Consider the following 20,998-nt stretch of genomic DNA (forward strand, 5'->3'; position numbering starts at 1 on the left):
TTTGCGGCTGATTTAATTATACCATTGATCAGAGGTGATACGTTTCTATATCTAACACAAGGTTTCCGCCAAGTGAAGTAAATAGATTATTGTCATCTGACGAAAAACTGTGGTCAGATCGTGAAGCTATGTTATAAAAGTAAACAAAATGCTTTTATCAGATGGTAAAGCCATCTTATTAAAAGTAAACAAAATACTTTTATCAGATGGTAAAGCTATCTTATTAAAAGTAAACAGGATACTTTTGTCAGATGATAAAACATGTCTTCAAAAGCAAACAAAATACTTTTGTCAGATGATGGAATATGTCTTCAAAAGCAAACAAAATACTTTTGTCAGATGGTGATGACATATCTTTAAAAGTAAATATAGAACTTTTTTGAATCAAGATGATACATTTTATTAATATTAAAAAGACTTTCCAACAAACCAAGATGATGAACTTATCGTTACAAATGAAGGCTAATAAAAATGATAGCAGACATTCAGCTATGAGGTTGATTACCATTTGCCTTTGTGTGATATTATCGCTTTGTACAGAGGTGCATGCCAATAATATTACTCCTAAAGAGGCTTTCCAGATTGCAAAAAGATATGTTCGTGTAGACAAAAAGACACAGAGGAAGATTCTTACCAGAACTTCTTCTGCGTCCCAATCGAGCTTCTCTCAGAAGCAAGGAACTACACCTTATTATATATATAACGATTCCAAAGGTAACGGATTCGTAATTGTTGCAGGCAATGATGCCATGGGGCAAGTGTTAGCCTATAGCCATGAAGGAGTGATAGATACAACCCGTTTGAATCCTGAAGTAGCTTATTTACTTCATGAATACCGCCAAGTTTACAAAGAGCTCAATAGCAATCAGAAGCTATCAACAGCGGCAGCAGTGCCCCAATCTATCGCTTCGAAGAATGAAGTGAAGCCCCTCCTCCATTCGCATTGGAGCCAAGAAGAACCTTATAATAAGTACACTGGTTATTACACGGGGTGCGTTGCTACGGCTGTGGCACAAGTGATGTTCTACCATAAATGGCCACTCGTGGGAAGAGGACAGCATACATATACCACGAGAATTGACCAACAGCAACGTTCTGCAGACTTCTCCAAATCAACCTACCAGTGGCTCAATATGGATAATGACTATCGATATGGTCAATACAACGAAACGCAAGCCAATGCCGTTGCACACCTAATGAGTGACGTTGGAATAGCGGTTAACATGCAGTATTCCCCTAATGGAAGTGGAACTCAAGACGGCAATGCCTTGAATGCTCTCCGTGAGTATTTTAACTATGACGCAACGATAATTACCAAGGCTGATGAGGGTCCTTACCATTTCACGGAGATAATTAAGAACGAATTACGTAACGGCTTTCCGCTGTACATATCAGGTAGTCCTGGTGGTGGCAGAAGCGGTCATGCGTGGGTGGCTGACGGCTTCGATCGTGACGACTTGATACACATGAACTTTGGTTGGGGCGGTAATGCTGATGGCTATTATTCGTTGAAAGCACTGAATCTGACCACCTCTGGCAAGGAATTTAGCGGTAGAGCCTTGAGTTTTGGCAAGCAGTTAGTCATTATATTAGCCCACCCCAATAAGGAAGGAGTTGCCAAGATTGATTATAACCTACGTGAGGATGCCCCCAACATAGCCTTTAACAGCGAGGCAGATATGCACTTTGTTGGTAATGAGCCAACCGCTTTAGAGAAGTGCCAAATAGCTTATAAGAACTTTACAAACCAAAGTACAACACCGTTCCAAGGCGACTTTGGTATTGGAATCTACGATGAGAAAGGAAAGAGTATAGCTGTTTTTCCATCTGATACTCACGATAAGGGAGGCTATACAAAGGAGTATTTTAAGGCGAACGAGGGCAAGATTGTTTCCGGAGGACTCGTCTTCCAAGATATCAATTTCACCATTGATTTAACCCAACTCACCGATGGATTATACAATCTCTCACCTATCGCCTGCACTCGAAAAGACGATGGCGAATGGGGCAAATGGGTAAAGATTAAGAAGGCACCTCGCTATGTTTTTGAGGTCAAGGAAGGTAAAATCACCTATCGTGAAAAGCCTTCCGTGGATGCGTCCTTCCAGTTTGCTACGATGCCAACAACCGATGATAAGCTACAGACAGGTAGTGAGGCTAAGCTCCATCTTGCCATCAAAAAGCTCTTTGCAAGGCCTTTCGATGGTAAGATCCGATTAGACTTCTTGGATGCTAACAACCAGTCTGTTTATACGCATACAACTAAGAGTGTCGACTTTGAAGACTTTGTCGCAACCCGCTTGACATTGACCCTTTCCCTCCCAGATGACCTCCCTTCTGGACGTTACCGACTGCGCGCAACGATCATTAACGACTATAGTGATGAAACGTGCCAGGTACGTGATGCCAATCAGAACGAGCCTTGTTATGTTGAAGTTGTAAAGGTGGAACGCCCCAAGGAACTCCTTTCTGGTGTGGTCGGATTCGTCCAAAATAATGCAGAAGAGTCTATCGAGGGGCTTAATATAGATGTGAAACGAGAGGGACTCATCAAAGTTGGATGTGTTATCTACGCCAATAAAAACGTTGATTACAATGGATCTATCACCTTAACGCTTGTAGATACCAAGACAAATGAGCGTATTTCCTTGCCCAGCTATCCGAAGACAATCAACCTTGCTAAGGCTTCCGATGGCGTTACCATTACAAGTGGATGGCTGAAAGCAAGCGACATAAAACTCATTAATCATCATCTATATCGCTTAGCACTCATCGCCAATATTGATGGAGAAGAGCAGGATTTATTGCCAAGGAAGGCTACTCCCCTACTCGTCTCAATCATCAATGGACCTAATAATGATGTGCCTAATGCTATTGACGAACTGCATACAACCAGTCAAATGAGATATGTGGACGGTCAGTTGGAGATAATTCAAACAGGCTTGAAATACGTTGACATCTACACGATGAATGGCTTACCTCTCCTTCATAAAGCGGTTGCTGGAAGCAATAGAATCGCTTTCCCATTAGCTCCATCAGCCTATATTATAAAGGTTACAACCGATAAGGGCTATTACACTAAGAAGCTGCTTGGCAATTAAACAAAGCCTTATAAGTCCCATGTCAAAGCCATTGACAACCTTTCACATCAAACAATAAGAATAATGGAAACGACAGATTTGCAATATCCAAACGAAGAGAAGTTCAAGAGTGATTTGGTAAACTATCTGCAAGAACATGGTCTTGTGGATGAGATGTTACCCAATGCACCAGATATTGAAGAGAAGTGGCAGGGGATTGCCGAAGCCTATCTTCCTGATGGAATAAAGGAGTTTTCGGCTTATCCCACCGTATCATTAGGTTGGATGATGTATGTTGGTATGGCGATTGCCAAGTATTGGGATGAAGATTGGGAACTATATAATAAGGTGGAAAACCTCTACACCCATCTTCGTAATCGTATTGATTATGACCACATGGACGACTATATTTGTGAGAAAGTCTTACTCCTTTCTGCCGAAGACCATCAGCAACTAACAACCATCGTGGGAGAGTGTGCAGCTCGAACGAACAACCTTCTCCATCACCTCGGATTAGCTCCTGGCAGTCCAGAAGCCTTCCACTCATACGTAGCTGCACTCCATCAACTTTATTATATGGGTGCTGCTGTGCAGTTGAAGCGTATGGGGTATCACATGAGGAAGATGTAAATAGAAGCCTCCCCAAGCCCCTCTTTAATTCAAAATTCAAAGTTCACAATTCAAAATTATGATTAGGTAGAGTTGACGAGTGGATAGGTTGACAAGTAGACAGGTTATTTGTTCAGTGCAATAGAGTACCACGATGTAGGGACGGATGCCCTCGTTGGAACCCCCACCCAGCCTCCCCTAAGGGGAGGAGTGCCTCACGGAAGGTAGCCAGGAAAGGACAGGATGACACATAACGAGGTAAGGTCTCGTTAGTAGAAACCACTGAAACGAAACAAGGAAACGCCCTCCTCAAAGCGAAGAGGGCGTTTCTTTGCTATGAAGAAAGCCTCTCTTTGATACAAAGGAACGCCCTCCTTAAATGGAAAAGATACAAACCTGTAGGGACAGACGCCCTCGTCTGTCCGCAAAAAGAGTAGATACTTACGGACAGACGAGGGTGTCTGTCCCTACATTATGATATTGTTTTCTCATGCAAATAGTACTATCTCCTAATATTTTTTGTACCTTTGCTGTTCAAAAGGTAATAGGTATATGGCAATCAAAGCAGCATTCTTCGATATTGACGGGACGTTGGTCTCGTTCACTACTCACCAAATTCCTCCATCCACTATAAGGGCTATTGAACTGGCAAAGGAGCGTGGCGTAAAGATCTTCATATCAACAGGTCGACCTGTCGCCATCATCAATAACATCGATGCAATCCGTCATCTCATAGACGGATACATCACTTTTAATGGTGCAAGAACGTTCATTGGCGATGAAGATATTACTTTGATGCCTATTCCGGAGGCTGAAGTTCGACTCATGATAGCCGATGCCAAGGAACGAGATTACGCTGTTGTGGTGTGCGGAAGGGATGATATTGGTATCTACAACCACTCTAAGATTTACGAAGATGTGTTTGTCAAGGGCTTGAAAGTGACGAATATTGATGTGCATAAATCCATAGAGCCAATGCTTGATAAGCCTGTTTTACAATTAACGCCTTTCTTCCGTGTGGAGGACGAAGCCATCATTTTGCCCGCCATGAAGCATTGTGTCTCTGCCCGTTGGAACCCTCTTTTTACTGACATCACCGTCAAAGGTGCCGATAAGGGGAGTGCGCTCTTGAAGTTGGCAGCACATATCGGACTTGAACCGAGCGAGTGTATCGCTTTTGGAGATGGTGGAAACGACATGAGCATACTCCATGCAGCAGGCATTGGAGTGGCTATGGGCAATGCAAATGAGGATGTTCAGGCTGCCGCCGATTATATCACAACGAGCGTTGATGAGGATGGTGTCCGCAACGCCTTCATACACTTTAATATAATAGAAGAGTAATGTCAAATAAGATAGAACGTACTTCGCAGGAGAAGAGAACAGCCTTTGTTGTTGTCTTCACTTTCGTTATGATGTTGGCAGAAGTGGTCGTTGGACTCCTCTCCCACTCGATGGCTCTCTTCGCAGATGGCGTTCACATGGGATCACATGTACTTGTCATCGGTTTGAATTGGGCTGCCTACGTATTGGTGAGGCACCTTGAGAGCAAGGGAACAAGGCTATACGACTCGGATAAGATACTGAATTTATCGGCTTTTACAAGCGGTATCTTCCTTATCTTAATGGCTATTTTTATTATTGTCGAAGCTGTCGAACGACTCTCTTCCCACGTAGGAATACTCAATTACGAGTTTGCTCTTGGCACTGCAATCGTGGGCTTGATTGCTAATACCATCAGTGCTTCTGTGCTCCACGGACACGATGGTACGACTGATTATAACAGTCGGGCAGCCTATCTCCACGTGCTTTCTGATGCCTTAACAGAGATTGGTGCAATCATTGGTTTACTATGTGCAATGTTCTGGAACATCACTTGGATTGATTCCTTGGTAGCCGTTGTGAGTGCGATAGTAGTGCTCCGTTGGGCAAAGCGATTGCTTTGGGACACAGGTAGAGCATTGACTAAGTGTTAATAGAAAGGCTTCTTAACTGGCGAGCAAAACCTTATTAATCATCAACGAACATAGTAAATAAGACGTCCCTCACTGGTTACTCCCTCTATAATAAGGTGGTAACCCGATTCTAAAAGAGCAGGGAGAGCAATCTTAAAAGACGTTCCGCGCATGACAGGTTGCCAATAGGCTGTATGCGAATTGGGCGTATAAGACGTTGGAGTTTGATAGCCAAGAGTGGTGAAAGTCTTGGTATTTGTGAGTGGAACCGATGTCACATTATAGTTCCCCTTCTTAGTTGATATAGAGATAACTCCCATCCCTCCGGCTGTTCCCCATAGCACTGTTGAACCCGTCTTAAACACATCTACGCGTTCAACATCAGCCATCTGGATATTGTCTAAATCATAGTCTTCATTCGCAAAGATACCATCCACGGCAATAGCCGCAGGATGTCTGCCCTCGATAGTCATAGCTCCACGAACGTAACACTTGCCGAACTCGACCGTTACACCGGGCACTCTCCGCAACAACTCATGCAGACATGTGGCACCAATGTCCTCTATGTCGCGCAGACCAAACGAATAATCGGCTGTGCGGGCGTATGCATCTGAACGCGAAGCATAGCTCGGTCGGTGACTGAATACATGTATTTCGTCCAGCTTAATACTCCCATCTGTGACCGTCAAAGGTGCTTCCGTGGCAAGAGAATCATTATCGCTAAGCCATTTAAAAGGCGGTAATGAAGATGCAAAAGACGGATAGCTGTCCTCATCCAAATAGAGCTTCACCCATCCTTTACCAGCCTTCGTGAAAGCATTGAGTACGTATTGCGTGCCATCAGGATAGTCCATTCCATCGAATACGAATTGCCCTTTTTCGTCGGTTTTAACGGCTGCGCAGAATCCACGATTGGGCGAGATGAGATTGACCACGCCCCCTTTAATGGGTCTGTGTCCTATGAGTGTCTCCACTTTCCCACGTATCTGTGCTGTCGTTTCTACCTTTACTAATGGTTGTTGATACTGTTTCTTCAAGACAGCCGATAGGTTATATCGCTGCCAGAGATGGTTTCTTATGAAGCCGTCAAGCCTTGGATCGTTCAGTAAAGAGGCTGGTTGCTCTAAGGAGTAACGTGTGTCTTCATCTATCAAGAGGTGAGACAGGATATTAGAATATCCATCCCTATTCTCCTTGGGTAGGCTCTTCACGAGGCGGACAGCAACGTCCATCGTCTCATCGGGATGGAGGTCTGGAGCGGTAATAAGGCAAGGGAGGGTTCCATTCGTTGCCTGTGAAGTACTATCAAGACTTACTTTAAGATTGCAAAACTCCCTCTTCTGATTAATAAAACATTGTTGCTCATCTATTTTATTAAGGTCTGAATCCAATAGTAAAAACGAATGGACTCCATCTTGATTGAAGTCTTTTAGAGGGAAGACAAGGGCGGTATGGGGGCTTACTTTTGCAAAGTAGAAAGGTACGGAACGGCAGTGTCCCAACAACCAAAGTTCTCTTTTAGCAGTAAGGAGGCTATCCTTTATTGATACTCTAACCTTATCTTTTAACCTATTGATTGTTATGTAGTTATCAGAAATTACTTCTATACTATCTTGGAGATTGTCATCAAATGCAGAAAGGAGCTCTCCCGTTCCACCAATAAAAATACTTTTCGTACTTTCATAGCCCTCTACATTCGTCATATTACGGGTGTAGGCGCGCAAGAGATAACGCCCTTTGGCAGCGTTATCGGGTATGTCAATATAACCTGTAAACGTTTGTTGGTTTTGCAGAAGGCGGATGCGTCGAATGGTAACACGCTCTGGATTGATCAATTCAACATATACATACTGGCTCATGTCAGTAGGTTGATGTGTGATCGCATTCACTACGAAGACACGTAAAGAGATTCGTTGCCCTGCTTGATAACAATTAGCATCCGTGCAAACGTAGGTTTTCTCTTGTGGAAATACATTCGCCTGATGGATGAAAGGGGCATAGAGCGCATTGCTCGTCTGCGCTGATAAGGACAGAGCGAATAGAAGTGCAAGGTATGAGAGTATTATCTTTTTCATCATTCAAGCGCATTGTTTGTAGTTGACAGGACAAATATAGTAAATAAAATTGGATTCCTTTTGCTCTTCAAAAGATTTATGTCTTTGTTACAAGTAAATTTTAGTAATTTTGCAGGTAATAATGTGTGGAAGGTGAGAAAAGTGCCTTCTGTGATGGAAAAGAAAGTAAAAAGCAACAATGATATACCCTAAGAACTTTGAACAAAAGATTGGTTTCAGTGAGGTGAGAGCCTTGCTTCGTGCGCGTTGTCTGTCCCCCTTGGGGAAAGAACGTGTAGATGGAATGGCGTTCTCAACCGATGTTAACGAGGTAAACAGGTGGTTGGAAGAGATAAGGGAGTTCCGTCGTGTACAGGAAGGACAGGATGATTTCCCACTTGATAACTTCTTTGATGTGCGTGAGAGCGTGTCCCGCATCCGTTTAGAGGGCACGCACATGGAGGTAGAAGAGCTTTTCGACCTAAAGAGATCACTGGAGACTATCATTGCAATCGTTGCTTTTTTGAGTCGCGGTGAGGCAACGGAGCAAGGAGAGATAAAGCACTTTTATCCTGCTTTATACGACTTGGCGGATGGGATTGCGACCTTTCCACTATTGGTACAACGCATTTCGCAAATCATAGATAAGTTCGGTAAGATGCGCGACAATGCGTCACCTGAATTGCTCCAGATACGTCGGGAGTTGGCAAGAACAGAGGGAAGTATATCTCGAACACTATACAGTATCTTGCGTTCGGCACAAGGAGAAGGACTCGTGGAAAGGGATGTTACACCTGCAATACGTGATGGTCGTCTGGTGATACCAGTAGCTCCTGGATTGAAGCGAAAGATCTCTGGCATTGTTCATGATGAGAGTGCGACGGGTAAAACGGTGTATATTGAACCAACAGAAGTCGTTGAGGCGAATAACAGAATACGTGAGTTGGAGAGCGAGGAACGGCGAGAAATGATCCGAATACTCACTGACTTCGCTAAGAAAATGCGCCCTAATGTGCGTGAGATCATCGATTCCTATAGTCTCATGGCAGCGATCGACTTCATCAGAGCAAAGGCTGAGTTGGCTCGTTACTTCAAGGCTTTTGAACCAGAGGTAAAGGCTGATCCGCATATAGACTGGATTCGCGCGATACACCCACTATTACAACTCTCATTGGAAAGAAAGGGCAAGGAGCGATTAAGTCGTTCGTTATCAGCAGAAGAGGAAACAACTATCTCAGAGGAAGAAGATGTAACGGGAAACGTGCCAACAAGCGTTGTTCCACTTGATATTCAGCTAACGGAAGACAAGCACCTGTTGGTTATCTCGGGCCCAAACGCAGGTGGTAAGTCAGTGTGTTTGAAGACAGTTGGCTTGCTTCAATATATGCTTCAATGTGGCTTATCAATACCTGTTAGCGATCGTTCCACTACTGGTCTCTTCTCCGATATAATGATAGATATAGGCGATGAACAGAGCATTGAAAATGACTTGAGTACGTATTCTTCACACCTGATGAATATGAAGGTGATGATGAGACAGGCCTCTGATAAGACCTTGATACTTATTGATGAGTTTGGCACGGGGACGGAGCCTCAGATTGGAGGGGCTATTGCAGAAGCTGTGTTAAAGCAGTTTTGGGAGAAGCACGCATGGGCTGTTATCACCACACACTACCAAAACCTTAAGCACTTCGCAGAGGCTCATCCAGGTACAGTCAATGGTGCCATGCTTTACGACAGACATGAGATGCGACCTTTATTCCAGCTTGCTATCGGTAGACCCGGTAGTTCGTTTGCAATAGAGATAGCCCGCAAGACGGGTATTCCAGAGGCTGTTATCGAGGATGCCTCATCGATCGTTGGCAGTGATTACATTCGAAGTGATAAGTACTTACAGGACATAGTTAGGGACAAAAGATACTGGGAAGCTAAGAGGCAGATGATACATAGTCAGGAGAAGTCCTTATCGAAGAGTATTGCTCAATATGAGCGTGAGCTTGATGCCTTGGAACAGAGTAGAAAGGATATTCTCAACCGTGCGAAACGACAAGCAGAAGAGCTTATCAAAGAGAGTAACAGGCGTATTGAGAATGCGATCAAAGCGATAAGAGAGAAGCAAGCAGAGAAGGAGGAAACAAAGAGGATACGCCAGGAACTGGCGCAATATGAGGCTGGTTTGATAGAGGAAGATCGGTCGAAAGCATCTGACAAGTCGAATAAGAATAATCTTAAAAATGGCGGTTTGCTTTCTGATGAGGACTTCCAAAAGAGAGTAAATAAGATTAAGAAGCGTAAAGAAAAGCATGAGCAACACCTCAAGACGAAAGCTGAAAAGCAGCAAGCAGCCGCTGAAGCCCTGAAGAATGCAGTGCGTAAACAGCAAAGCGGAGGCGTTATCATGGTTGGTGATAATGTGCGCATCAAAGGCTTGACATCGGTTGGTAAGGTTGAAGCAATCGATGGGAAACAGGCGACAGTCATCTTTGGTGGTATGCGAACAAAGATGTCTATCAGTCGATTAGAGTGTGTGGATGGAGCGACGCTACAGCAGGAACAGAAGCAATTTCAGGCTTTTAATTATAGTAGGGAGACCCGTGAAACCATCGATAAACACCGTAATCAATTCCACCAAGAGCTTGATGTGCGTGGTATGAGGGCTGACGAAGCATTGAATCAAGTGCAACATTTCATCGATGATGCTATCCTCGTTGGGGCAAGTCAAGTGCGTATCTTACATGGAAAAGGTAATGGTATCTTGCGTCAACTCATACGTCAATACCTCGAAACAGTGCCTAATGTGACGAATTATCGCGATGAACACGTACAATTCGGAGGTGCAGGAATCACCGTGGTAGAGCTTTAGAGCAGTGCAGTCCACCTTATATAATAATACAATTCATCGGTATTCACAATGTCACCGAGTACCAAGCAATAATAAAAACAGATGTACGTTTATATGATAATATGGGTTATCTAAGACTTTTACATATCTTTGGTACACGACGAAAAAGCGTTGTCCTGGCAATCAGTATTCTATTGATTCTTAGCTCATGTGGCGCTGATCGCAATATAAAGAAGGGTGATAAGTACCTTTCCATGGGTGAGTATTATAATGCCGCAACACAGTTTAAGACTGCTTATCAGCGCACCCCACCTAAGGAAAGACGGCAACGTGGACTCATCGCAACAAAGTTAGCAGCGTGTTATGACCGCATTTCGTCTTATCAAAGTGCGATAGCTGCCTACCGAAATATCATCCGTTATAAACTAGATAATGGTGAAACGCATAAGAAGCTGGCTGACAATCTGATGAAGAATGGTAGTTACAAGGATGCTATAAAGGAATATCAAATAGCTTTGGATTCGTTACCTGGCAACCAACTCATCATTCAGAGCCTTGAAGCTGCTACTTTGGCAACACAAGCGAAAGAGTTGGGTTCGAAGTACATAGTCAAGCGGATGGATGTATTCAACTCTCGTCGGCAGGATTACTCACCAATGCTTTATGGCGACAAGTTCGATCAGCTCTATTTCACCTCGACCCGTAATGATGCGCAAGGAGACGATATCAGCGGTATTACTGGTGCTAAGGCGGGTGACATCTTCATAAGTGAAAAGGACGACAAAGGCAAGTGGAGCGTACCTCAGGATATAGCTTCTGGACTCAACACAGACGCTGATGAAGGTACACCAGCATTCTCTGTGGATGGCAGAGAGATGTATATTACACAATGCTTAACGGATCCTACTTATCCTCGTTATGCCCAGATTGCCGTGAGTAACCGCACGGATGCTGCGTGGAGTAAGGCTACTAAGTTAGAAATCAGTCGTGACTCGCTATCGAGTTTTGCACATCCTGCCCTCTCACCAGATGGTAATTGGCTTTATTTCACCAGTGACATGCCAGGCGGAAAAGGTGGTCTTGACATCTGGAGAGTGCGTCTTAGCGGAGGAACCACTGGTGGTGTAGAGAACCTCGGAGAGCCTATCAATACCTCTGGAGACGAAGAGTTCCCAACCTTCCGACCCAATGGTGACCTCTACTTCTCTAGTAATGGACATGGAGGAATGGGCGGTTTAGACATCTATATAGCAAAGGTTGGCAACGACCACCACTATCATTTAGAGCATCCGGGGTACCCTCTTAATTCACAGGGAGACGACTTTGGTATGACATTCGAGGGTCGATACAACCGCGGATACTTCTCTTCTAATCGTAACGATGGGCGTGGTTGGGATCATATTTATAGCTTTGAACTCCCCGAAGTGATACAGACTATCAAGGGATGGGTATATGAGATGGATGGTTACGAACTGCCTGCTGCACAGGTATTCATGGTTGGTGACGATGGAACTAACAAGAAGTTGGCTGTCAAGGGAGATGGTTCTTTTGAACAGGAGATACGTCCGGGCGTCAATTACGTGCTACTTGCAACCTGCAAAGGATATTTGAATCATAAGGAAGATATACGCGTTTCGCCTATTGGGGAGTCTAAGGAGTACACGCTCCAGTTCCCTCTTGCCGGCATTAACGTACCTGTCTTGATTGATAACATCTTCTATGACTTTGACAAAGCGACGCTCCGACCAGAGTCCGAAAAGGCTTTGGACGATCTCGTTAAGCTCCTTAACGAGAATCCAAACGTAACGATTGAACTCTCAGCACACACTGATTGCATCGGATCTGCCGATTACAACAAACGCTTGTCACAGCGTCGTGCGGATGCAGTAGTGGCTTATCTCACCGCACATGGGATTGCGCAAGACCGCTTGACACCTGTTGGTTATGGTAAGGAACGCCCTAAAAAGATCAGAAAGAAGCTTACGGAGAAGTACAACTGGCTGAAGGAAAACGATGTTCTGACCGAAGACTTCATCAAGAAACTACCAAAGGATAAACAAGAGATATGCAATCAACTCAATCGTAGAACAGAGTTTATTGTTCTTCGAACTACCTATGGCATGTTTGATGAAAAGGGCAATTTGAAACAGAAACCGAAGCCGAAAACAACGCAGAAGAGCGATGATGAATATGAAATATTCATCGAATAGGCTATTTATCGCCCGATAGTTTGATGTGTAATGATATGGTAAAAGATAAGAATCAACGGCAGGCAGTGGAACAGATAGACGCTCGCCCTATTATATATAAGGTGGAGAATGCCCCCACGTTACCCCCTGCTTTTGTCGACTATACCCGTAAACTCTTTGGGGAGGAATTGTTTGATGTGTTCCTCAAAGGGCTTACCGAACCTGTACCAACCAGTATTCGACTGAACAGCTATAAGCTATCTGCAATGGAGGAAGTGAACCCTAATCTTCATCCCGAACCCATTCCATGGTGCAAAGAGGGCTTTTGGCTGGCAGAACGACCAAACTTTACCTTTGATCCCATGCTCCACGCAGGTGTTTACTATGTGCAGGATGCATCGTCAATGTTCCTCTCTCACGTACTTCGTCATTATGTGAAACACCCCGTAATGGCACTTGATCTCTGTGCAGCACCTGGTGGGAAGACCACTTGCGCACGCTCTTCCCTACCCCAAGGATCGTTTCTCTTTAGCAATGAACCTATCCCCAAACGTGCCCAGATACTTGCTGAAAATGTACAGAAGTACGGTCATTCGGATGTAATAGTCACCAACAACTACCCAAGGGAGTACCAGAAAACGAAACTAACATTCGATGTTATCATCGCAGATGTGCCTTGTTCGGGGGAAGGGATGTTCCGTAAAGACCCGCAAGCTATTGCAGAATGGAGCGCGGCGAACGTTGAGAACTGTTGGAAACTACAGCGTAGTATTATCTCAGATATATGGGATAACCTCAAACCGGGCGGTCTCCTCATTTACTCCACATGCACTTTCAATGCCCATGAAGACGAAGAGAACGTGGCGTGGATACTTGAAGAATATGGTGCAGAGTTGCTCCCTGTGCCAACAGAAGAGGCTTGGAACATCACCGGTTCACTGATTGGTAATCCTTCAAAAACGGCTTCTAACTTCCCTGTTTATCGTTTCATCCCTGGTAAAACACGTGGTGAAGGGCTCTTCATGGCGGTCATTCGCAAACGAGGAGAGGATGAAAACTTACAAAAAGAAGTAGCTCTTGACCCCTCAAAAGCCGTTGCTGAAGCAAGAAAACGGCTTCGCATCCTTAGTTACGGAGTAAAGGCAGGAATACAGAAGGGCAAGACCATCATTCCAGACCATACATTGGCTCTTTCGATAACAGGCGATACTTCCATTTATCCCAATATAGAGGTTGACTGCCCCACTGCCATTAGCTATCTTCGACATGAAGCCATCACACTCGGAAGCGAAGTGCCTCGTGGCATTGTCCTCCTTACCTATAAGCACCATAAACTAGGCTTTGCAAAGAACTTAGGGAACCGCGCCAACAACCTTTACCCACAGGAGTGGAGGATCAAAAGCGGATATATTCCCCAAGAGGTAAAGGTCATTACAGAAACAAATAAACAATAACACATCCATAACATGCAACAGTATTTAGACTTACTAAGCCGCATTCTCAATGAAGGAGTGCATAAAGGCGACCGCACGGGGACGGGTACTCTATCCGTATTTGGTAATCAGATGCGCTTCAATCTACGTGATGGTTTCCCATTACTAACCACTAAGAAGCTCCATTTGAAGAGTATTATTTATGAGTTACTATGGTTCCTTCGCGGTGATACCAATATACATTATCTACAAGAGCATGGCGTTCGGATATGGAATGAATGGGCTGATGAGCATGGCGACTTAGGACCTGTCTACGGTCATCAGTGGCGTTCTTGGCCTGATTACAAAGGCGGAACTATTGACCAGATAGCCAATGTTCTCGATCAGATAAAGCATAATCCTAACTCTCGCCGCATGCTTGTTACGGCATGGAACCCAGCCGAGGTTGATGAGATGGCATTACCCCCTTGCCATTGTCTCTTTCAGTTTTATGTGGCTGACGGACGCCTTTCTTTGCAGCTTTATCAGCGATCGGCAGATACTTTCCTCGGCGTTCCGTTTAATATTGCCTCTTATGCTCTTCTCTTGCAGATGATGGCTCAAGTGACAGGATTAGAGGCTGGGGAATTTATCCACACAACGGGTGATACGCATCTATACAGCAATCATCTCGAGCAGGCAAAACTACAACTCACGCGTACACCTCGCCCTCTTCCGAAGATGAAGATCAACCCTGATGTGAAGGATCTGTTCGCCTTTAAGTACGAAGACTTCGAACTCATAGATTATAACCCATACCCTCATATATCAGCAGAAGTGGCTGTCTAACGCTTATGGAACTAAATATTATAGCAGCAGTAGCGGCTAATCGCGCTATTGGATATCGAAATAATATGGTCTACTTCATACATGAGGACCTAAAGAGATTCAAGCAGTTAACGACGGGACATACCGTTATCATGGGGCGTAAAACATTCCATTCTCTACCCAAGGGAGCACTCCCTAACAGAAGAAACATTGTATTGAGTCGGACGGAGAAGGACTTTAAGGGTTGTGAAGTCTATCCTTCTTTAGATGAGGCAATGCGCCATATTCATGCTGACGAACAGGCCTTTATCATTGGTGGCGCTAGCTTATATAAGGAGGCATTAGGCATTGCCAATCGTTTATATCTTACCGAGATTGCTGATACCCCAGCACAGGCTGATGTCTTCTTTCCACCTTATAACGATGGTACTTGGCGTGTTGAATCCCGTGAGGAGCATCCCGCTACGGATGAAACCCCACCCTATTCATTTGTAAATTACGTTCGGAAGTAGTTTTAAAAGCTACTTCCTACATACGAAAAAGGTGCGAAAGCTCGGACAATCGAGTGTCCTGACCAACGCACCAATAATCTAGTATTATGAAAGGGGTGTATCTTTAACGTCTCATGTATTTATCAAACTGAGCCTTAGTGAGAATCTTCTTCAACTCAGCGTTGTATGCTGTACGTTTCTCACAAGGCTTATCTTTCTTACATTCTTGCGCTCCTGACTGACATTGCTTATCGTTTCTTTTACATGCTGTTGAACCACTCTTGCAATCAGACTTAGCCTCCTTATTACACTCATTTGTACACTCCTTCTTGCAACCAGATGTACAATTTCCTTTTCCAGCAGCACTGCAACAACTCTTATTCTCGGCTTTCTCGCATTTCTGTTCAGCTGTATCACATGGCTTTTCACAGCTACCTTTCATCCCACAAGACTGTCTCTCGGAATTATTACAACCGCTATTCTTTACAAAAAGATCAGCATATTTCTCATTAAGTTGCAATAGTTTCTTAGCTTGCTTAGCGTTAAGTCCCAACTTGCTAACCATCTTATCTGTTACATGCTGTGGTGTTGCAGTGTGCTTATAACAGCCACCTTTTTGTTGAACCCATGCTATTTCGTTAGCATTGATAGCGTTTACATCCTTTGCAGATAACGCCATTGATGACATTAAGCAAACTGCAATCAGTGATAATGTTATACGTTTCATATAAATCTTTTATTTGTTATTACTATATCGTTCAAGCCCCACAAACAATTTAATTAACTTGCCTATGTGTTTGAACGAATGCAAAGATACAATACAAAAGGGATTTGTACAAATTACAGATAAGTATTATTAGTCGTGAAAGAGGCTTTTTAATAATTATTAATGAAAGCCCTTTTCTCATGTATGATATATATGTTGTATCTTTGCGCCCACAATCAAGTCTGGTTGTACTTATTATCTTTTAATACAGAGAAGGGTAATTTTATGAAAGAAGCAAATAGATTGAAAGCACAAGAGCGGATGAATGATAGCAATGTTTATAAGGCTATGGAGCAAACGCAAAGAGTTATGGATGACTATTACTTAGACGGTATTCTCGGTCTTCTTCCCTATGGTATTGGCGATATCCTTTCGGCTCTCTTCGCCCTACTCTATGTATGGTTTGCCTTCGTAAAGATACGTAGTATTCCTCTTGCCTTAGCCATTATCAATAATAGTTTGCGTGATGTTCTGCTCGGACTGATACCTTTTTATATCGGAGATGTCATCGACTTCTTCCATAAGGCGAACCGAGAAAACATGCAACTTGTGCGTGGCTTCGTTGAAGGAGACAAAGAGGTGATACGCGATGTGAACCGCAAAGCTGTACAAAGTGTCCTTCTCATTGTATTAATGATCGTCTTGATCATTGCGATGATAGTCCTTCTTGTAAGTCTGACCACGTGGCTTATTCATCTTATCGGCTCTTTGTTTTAGCCGATAAGACGAAAGATTGTTTCGGAATCAATCACGATGTATCACACTACCACTGCCTTGATGCGTGGCAAGAACTAATACTTCTGCCACTTGCACATGTGCTGGAGCCGATGCAGCATAGTATGCCACATCAGCAATATCAGCCCCTGTTAGGGGTTGAATACCTCTATATACTCCATCCGCACGAGCGTCATCTCCATGGAAACGAACATTTGAGAAGTGGGTCTCTACAAGTCCCGGTTTGATATTCGTAACACGTATATTGGTTGAAGCAAGGTCTATCCTTAATCCATCAGTGAAGGTTTTCACTGCTGCTTTCGTTGCACAATAGACATTCCCGTTAGCATAGGCTGCATCGCCAGCAACCGACCCTATATTAATAATGTGTCCGCTATTGCGTTGCACCATACGTGGGGTAACGAGGCGAGTCATGGTCAGTAAGCCCTTAATATTCGTATCAATCATAGTCTCCCAATCGTCCCAACGCCCTTCATAAGCAGGTTCCAAGCCAAGAGCCAAGCCCGCATTATTAATCAAGACATCAATCTGTTGCCATTCATCCGATAGACTCTCAATAGCTTTCGTGGCAGCTGCTCGGTTCCTAACATCAAATGCCAAGGCAAGAACTTTTGCTCCTTCTGCCTCCAGTTTCTTCCTTAGTTCGGCAAGAAGAGGTGCTCTTCTGCCTGTGATAATCACGTTATACCCACCTTGAGCAAACCGATGGGCACAAGCCTCACCGATACCACTTGTTGCTCCAGTTACTAATACTGTTTTCTTCATATATTTGTTTATTAAGACGTTATCATCGGTTATTTGTTTGACACCGCAACCCCAATTAAGATCAAGGCACTACCCATGTAGGCTATTGCCGTCATAGGTTCACTTAGGAAGATAGCACTTGCCACGACTGTTGTTATTGGGTTCAGATATTGATAGTTAGACGCTGTCATCACTCCAAGTCGTGCAATGACAACCGTCCACAAAGCGAAGCATAAGAACGAAGCAATTAGTCCTAAGAACAAGAGATTGAGCACCACTTTGGGTGTCATAAGCATAGAGAACGTTGCTGTCCATGGATCGATTAGGAACATCGGGAGCACTGTCACGAGTCCATAAAAGAATATTTTACGGGTGATGAACACGGCTGAATACTTGCTTGAAACAGCCTTCATCAATATCGAATAGACCGCCCAACACACCGCAGTAAGCAGTGCCAAGAGGTCGCCCCAAGGGTTCAGATGCAGGATAAAACTACCATTGAAGATCACTATTCCTACACCCAGAAGGGCTATTAACGAGCCCGTTATCAACGTCCAAGTTGCTTTAATGCTCTTCACGAAGACGATCCCGAGGATCACAGTTATTAGTGGAGAAGTAGACGTAATAAAGCTTACGTTGTTCACATAAGTTAGTCCGACGGCAGAGTTCTCAGCGACAAAGAAGAGCGAACCACCCGTTATTCCGAGTAAGAGCATGAGCCCTTCATCGCGCCAGCTATCGGCGAATAGCTTTCGAGGAGAGATAAACCAAATAGCGACATAAGCGATAAGGAATCGCAGAAAGAATATCTCCGAAGGGGTGAGACCACTATTATACAAGACCTTAGTATTTACAAAGGTTGTGCCCCAAACAGCGACCGCTCCCACTGCTATTAAGTGCCATAAAAGCTTCTGGTTCATAATCATGTATAGTCTACGTGGTGAAGTATTTGTGTAAAGGATTGGCTATCTTGCGCCCTTTAGTGATGAGTATTAGCACCGAACTAATGATGAGTACGGAACCTATCACTACTGTTGTAGTGAGCGGTTCGCCCATCAGTGCGATGCCGATAGTCATGGCTGTCAAGGGCTCGAAAGCCCCAAGTATGGCGACACTGGCCGAATCGATCAAGGTTAAGGATCGAACGAGAGTAACGTTACTGATAGTAGTTGGTACGAGACCGAGTAATATCAATGAAAGCAGCGAACTGATATCTGTTATCTTCTGCACGCCTCCCGTGGTAAAAGATGAGTACAACATCAAGAAGAGCATAGCGATGAAGAAGATGTAAAAATTCACCTTCAACGCCGGTAACTTACTAACGCGCATGTGTGGAAAGATAACCATGTAGATGGCATAAAGCAATCCGGACGACATAGCAAGGACAACGCCTAACATCGACTTAACATTTCCTGTTTGTCCAATACCACCCAGAAAGAACACGCCAAGGATAGCCAGAACGATGGCAGAGACGATCCTTAACGTCACTTTCTCATGGTAGAAGAGGATGAGAAGAACCTCTGTCCAAACGGGATAAGAGAACAGTAAGGTTGTAGCAACGCCTCCCGGCATATACTCATAACTACTGAACAGTGCCACAGCAGATACTGAATACATCAGTGAAAGGAATGCTAATCGCAATCCATCTCCCCATCTCAAGTGCAAGTTCTGACGCCTCCAAAGAAGGAAGCCCATCATAAACAAACAGCCGAAGGCGAAGCGATAAATGAGTACAGAAGGCAACTCCATTCCTGCTTCCATCACTGGAATGGAGAACAGGGGGATAGTTCCGAAGGTGATAGCAGACAGACTGGCATAACCGTAACCCTTGATGTTTGAGGATGTATTCACTACTTATTGTGTATGTTTTAGATAATCGTTTACACTTGCAAAAGTACTCATTTTATTGCAAAGAGGCTAATGAAAGGATAAGAAAAGATGTATTGGAATGGGAGTAAAAAGCACTCATCTAATAGCACCGAACCAAAGGTGACAAAGAAAGAGACGCCCTTCTCCATTTGAAGAGGGCGTTTCTTCGATGTGAAGAAAGCCTCTCTTTGAATCAAGGAAACGCCCTCTTCAAATCAAGAGGATACCCCAAAGTAGGGACAGACGCCCTCGTCTGTCCGCCCAAGTTGGATATTTTTGATAGAAAGAATATGTCATTAGGACAATATGTCCTTATGTCATTTTGTCTTAAAACCATGTTGAGAAGCGGAAAGACGAGGGCATCTGTCCTCACTTTGAGTATTCTTTTTGATTATTAACTACTTACACTTAAAGTATTCACGATTAACTTTACCTATTATAAATAGGTAATTATCTCAATAAAAATAACGCTTATCTCAGTTTTTTTTCGTTACTTTGTCAACTCAAAAGTATTAGTCAGACGCGTTACAATAGATACTATTCACAATGCGTCGGAAAATCATATAACAATAAAGAAAAGTAACAACTATGTGCAAGACAACAAACAACAAGAAGCGAATCTTATTCATTTGTCTAGGGAATATATGCCGTTCTCCAGCGGCACATGCCGTTATGCAGCATTTAGTAGACAAACGGGGATGTAGCAATCAGTATGAGATTGACTCGGCAGGGATAGGCGATTGGCATGTTGGACAGCTCCCCGACAAGCGCATGAGAGAGCACGGAAAGAGGCGAGGATACGATGTGAACCACCATGCAAGGCAGTTTGATGCACGCAAGGATTTCGCTTATTTCGATCAAATCGTGGTCATGGACGAAGATAACTATCGGTATATTACGTCGCAAGCTCCCGATGCGACTGCTCGAGGAAAGGTCGTTTGCATGGCTGATTACTTCACTCGTCATAAGAATGCAACCTGTGTTCCGGATCCTTATTATGGTGGTGCAGAAGCCTTTGAGTTGGCTTTGGACTTAATAGAAGATGGTTGTGAGGGCTTGATTAAAGCCTCCCTCAATCCCCTAAAAGAGAAGGGATATTCCCCAAACATAGCTCCAAAGTAGGTACAGACGCCCTCGTCTGTCCCTACTTTGTGGCTCTTTCTATACCTCAAAACTATTCCCTAATTAGCTTCCGTGAGGCTTCTCCTCCCCTTGGGGGAGGCTGGGAGGGGTTTCCAATCGAGGGCGTCTGTACCTACTTTGTGGCATTGTTTCAGATATAAGTATGTAATTTTTCGCCTACTATCTATCGTTAATTCAATTTTTTTCTGTTACTTTGTAGTCTTAAATTAGATATTAGTAATAAAAGACTTAACGCCTATTAGCACTACTGATAATGGACGGAACGCTAGCAAGACTAACGT

Annotated in this window: 16 protein-coding genes; 11 read left to right on the forward strand and 5 right to left on the reverse strand. The window is 43.9% G+C overall.

The genetic code is table 11. The features are described 5' to 3' along the window. Positions 1–389 precede the first annotated feature (389 nt). From D464_RS0103180 to D464_RS0103195, 4 genes are all read left to right on the forward strand, one after another. Positions 390–3,101: a thiol protease/hemagglutinin PrtT gene (locus tag D464_RS0103180; RefSeq protein ID WP_018910114.1), complete on the forward strand. Its 2,712-nt coding sequence runs from the start codon at positions 390–392 to the stop codon at positions 3,099–3,101. Between the two features lie 63 nt (positions 3,102–3,164). Next, positions 3,165–3,710: a hypothetical protein gene (locus tag D464_RS0103185; RefSeq protein ID WP_018910115.1), complete on the forward strand. Its 546-nt coding sequence runs from the start codon at positions 3,165–3,167 to the stop codon at positions 3,708–3,710. A 531-nt stretch (positions 3,711–4,241) separates the two neighbouring features. Beyond that, positions 4,242–5,033 carry a Cof-type HAD-IIB family hydrolase gene (locus tag D464_RS0103190; RefSeq protein WP_018910116.1) on the forward strand — a complete coding sequence of 264 codons (792 nt, stop codon included), beginning with the start codon at positions 4,242–4,244 and terminating at the stop codon, positions 5,031–5,033. After that, positions 5,033–5,665 carry a cation diffusion facilitator family transporter gene (locus D464_RS0103195; RefSeq protein WP_004382100.1) on the forward strand — a complete coding sequence of 211 codons (633 nt, stop codon included), beginning with the start codon at positions 5,033–5,035 and terminating at the stop codon, positions 5,663–5,665. The genes D464_RS0103190 and D464_RS0103195 overlap by 1 nt, the downstream gene beginning before the upstream one ends. Before the next feature lie 41 nt (positions 5,666–5,706). Here the strand turns inward: D464_RS0103195 and D464_RS0103200 are convergent, their stop codons facing one another. Then, on the reverse strand, positions 5,707–7,722 hold the full coding sequence (locus D464_RS0103200; protein ID WP_018910117.1) for a TonB-dependent receptor plug domain-containing protein: 2,016 nt from the start codon (positions 7,720–7,722) through the stop codon (positions 5,707–5,709). A gap of 175 nt (positions 7,723–7,897) precedes the next feature. On the opposite strand from D464_RS0103200, the gene D464_RS0103210 reads away from it, so the two are divergent. The 5 genes from D464_RS0103210 to D464_RS0103230 all read left to right on the forward strand — a co-directional run bounded on the left by D464_RS0103210 (position 7,898) and on the right by D464_RS0103230 (position 15,481). Then, entirely contained in the window at positions 7,898–10,561 is a 2,664-nt protein-coding gene (locus D464_RS0103210; protein WP_018910119.1) for an endonuclease MutS2, read from the forward strand. A 101-nt stretch (positions 10,562–10,662) separates the two neighbouring features. After that, entirely contained in the window at positions 10,663–12,750 is a 2,088-nt protein-coding gene (porE, locus tag D464_RS0103215) for a PorE family type IX secretion system protein (protein WP_018910120.1), read from the forward strand. A gap of 35 nt (positions 12,751–12,785) precedes the next feature. Next, positions 12,786–14,183: a methyltransferase RsmF C-terminal domain-like protein gene (locus D464_RS0103220; RefSeq protein WP_024985727.1), complete on the forward strand. Its 1,398-nt coding sequence runs from the start codon at positions 12,786–12,788 to the stop codon at positions 14,181–14,183. 12 nt (positions 14,184–14,195) lie between these two features. Continuing rightward, positions 14,196–14,990: a thymidylate synthase gene (locus D464_RS0103225; protein WP_018910122.1), complete on the forward strand. Its 795-nt coding sequence runs from the start codon at positions 14,196–14,198 to the stop codon at positions 14,988–14,990. A 5-nt stretch (positions 14,991–14,995) separates the two neighbouring features. Further along, a complete protein-coding gene (locus tag D464_RS0103230) occupies positions 14,996–15,481 on the forward strand; it encodes a dihydrofolate reductase (protein WP_018910123.1) in 486 nt (161 codons plus the stop codon). 103 nt (positions 15,482–15,584) lie between these two features. On the opposite strand, the gene D464_RS0103235 is transcribed toward D464_RS0103230, so the two are convergent. Continuing rightward, a complete protein-coding gene (locus tag D464_RS0103235; protein ID WP_238309052.1) occupies positions 15,585–16,187 on the reverse strand; it encodes a DUF4890 domain-containing protein in 603 nt (200 codons plus the stop codon). Between the two features lie 264 nt (positions 16,188–16,451). On the opposite strand from D464_RS0103235, the gene D464_RS0103240 reads away from it, so the two are divergent. Beyond that, the gene (locus D464_RS0103240; protein WP_024985728.1) at positions 16,452–16,943 is read left to right on the forward strand and encodes a DUF4112 domain-containing protein; all 492 of its coding nucleotides are present in this window, start codon (positions 16,452–16,454) and stop codon (positions 16,941–16,943) included. 27 nt (positions 16,944–16,970) lie between these two features. Here the strand turns inward: D464_RS0103240 and D464_RS0103245 are convergent, their stop codons facing one another. The 3 genes from D464_RS0103245 to D464_RS0103255 are packed head-to-tail and all read right to left on the reverse strand — an operon-like array spanning position 16,971 to position 19,556. Then, positions 16,971–17,726, reverse strand: a complete 756-nt coding sequence (locus D464_RS0103245; RefSeq protein ID WP_018910126.1) for an SDR family oxidoreductase — start codon at positions 17,724–17,726, stop codon at positions 16,971–16,973. A 29-nt stretch (positions 17,727–17,755) separates the two neighbouring features. Then, positions 17,756–18,625 (reverse strand): DMT family transporter, encoded by an 870-nt coding sequence (locus D464_RS0103250; RefSeq protein WP_154649578.1) that lies wholly within the window; start codon positions 18,623–18,625, stop codon positions 17,756–17,758. A 13-nt stretch (positions 18,626–18,638) separates the two neighbouring features. Beyond that, positions 18,639–19,556: a DMT family transporter gene (locus D464_RS0103255; protein WP_018910128.1), complete on the reverse strand. Its 918-nt coding sequence runs from the start codon at positions 19,554–19,556 to the stop codon at positions 18,639–18,641. 606 nt (positions 19,557–20,162) lie between these two features. On the opposite strand from D464_RS0103255, the gene D464_RS0103260 reads away from it, so the two are divergent. After that, the gene (locus D464_RS0103260) at positions 20,163–20,696 is read left to right on the forward strand and encodes a low molecular weight protein-tyrosine-phosphatase (protein WP_018910129.1); all 534 of its coding nucleotides are present in this window, start codon (positions 20,163–20,165) and stop codon (positions 20,694–20,696) included. Positions 20,697–20,998: the final 302 nt, after the last annotated feature.

Source organism: Prevotella veroralis DSM 19559 = JCM 6290 (assembly GCF_000377625.1).
GTDB classification, from domain to species: Bacteria; Bacteroidota; Bacteroidia; order Bacteroidales; family Bacteroidaceae; genus Prevotella; species Prevotella veroralis.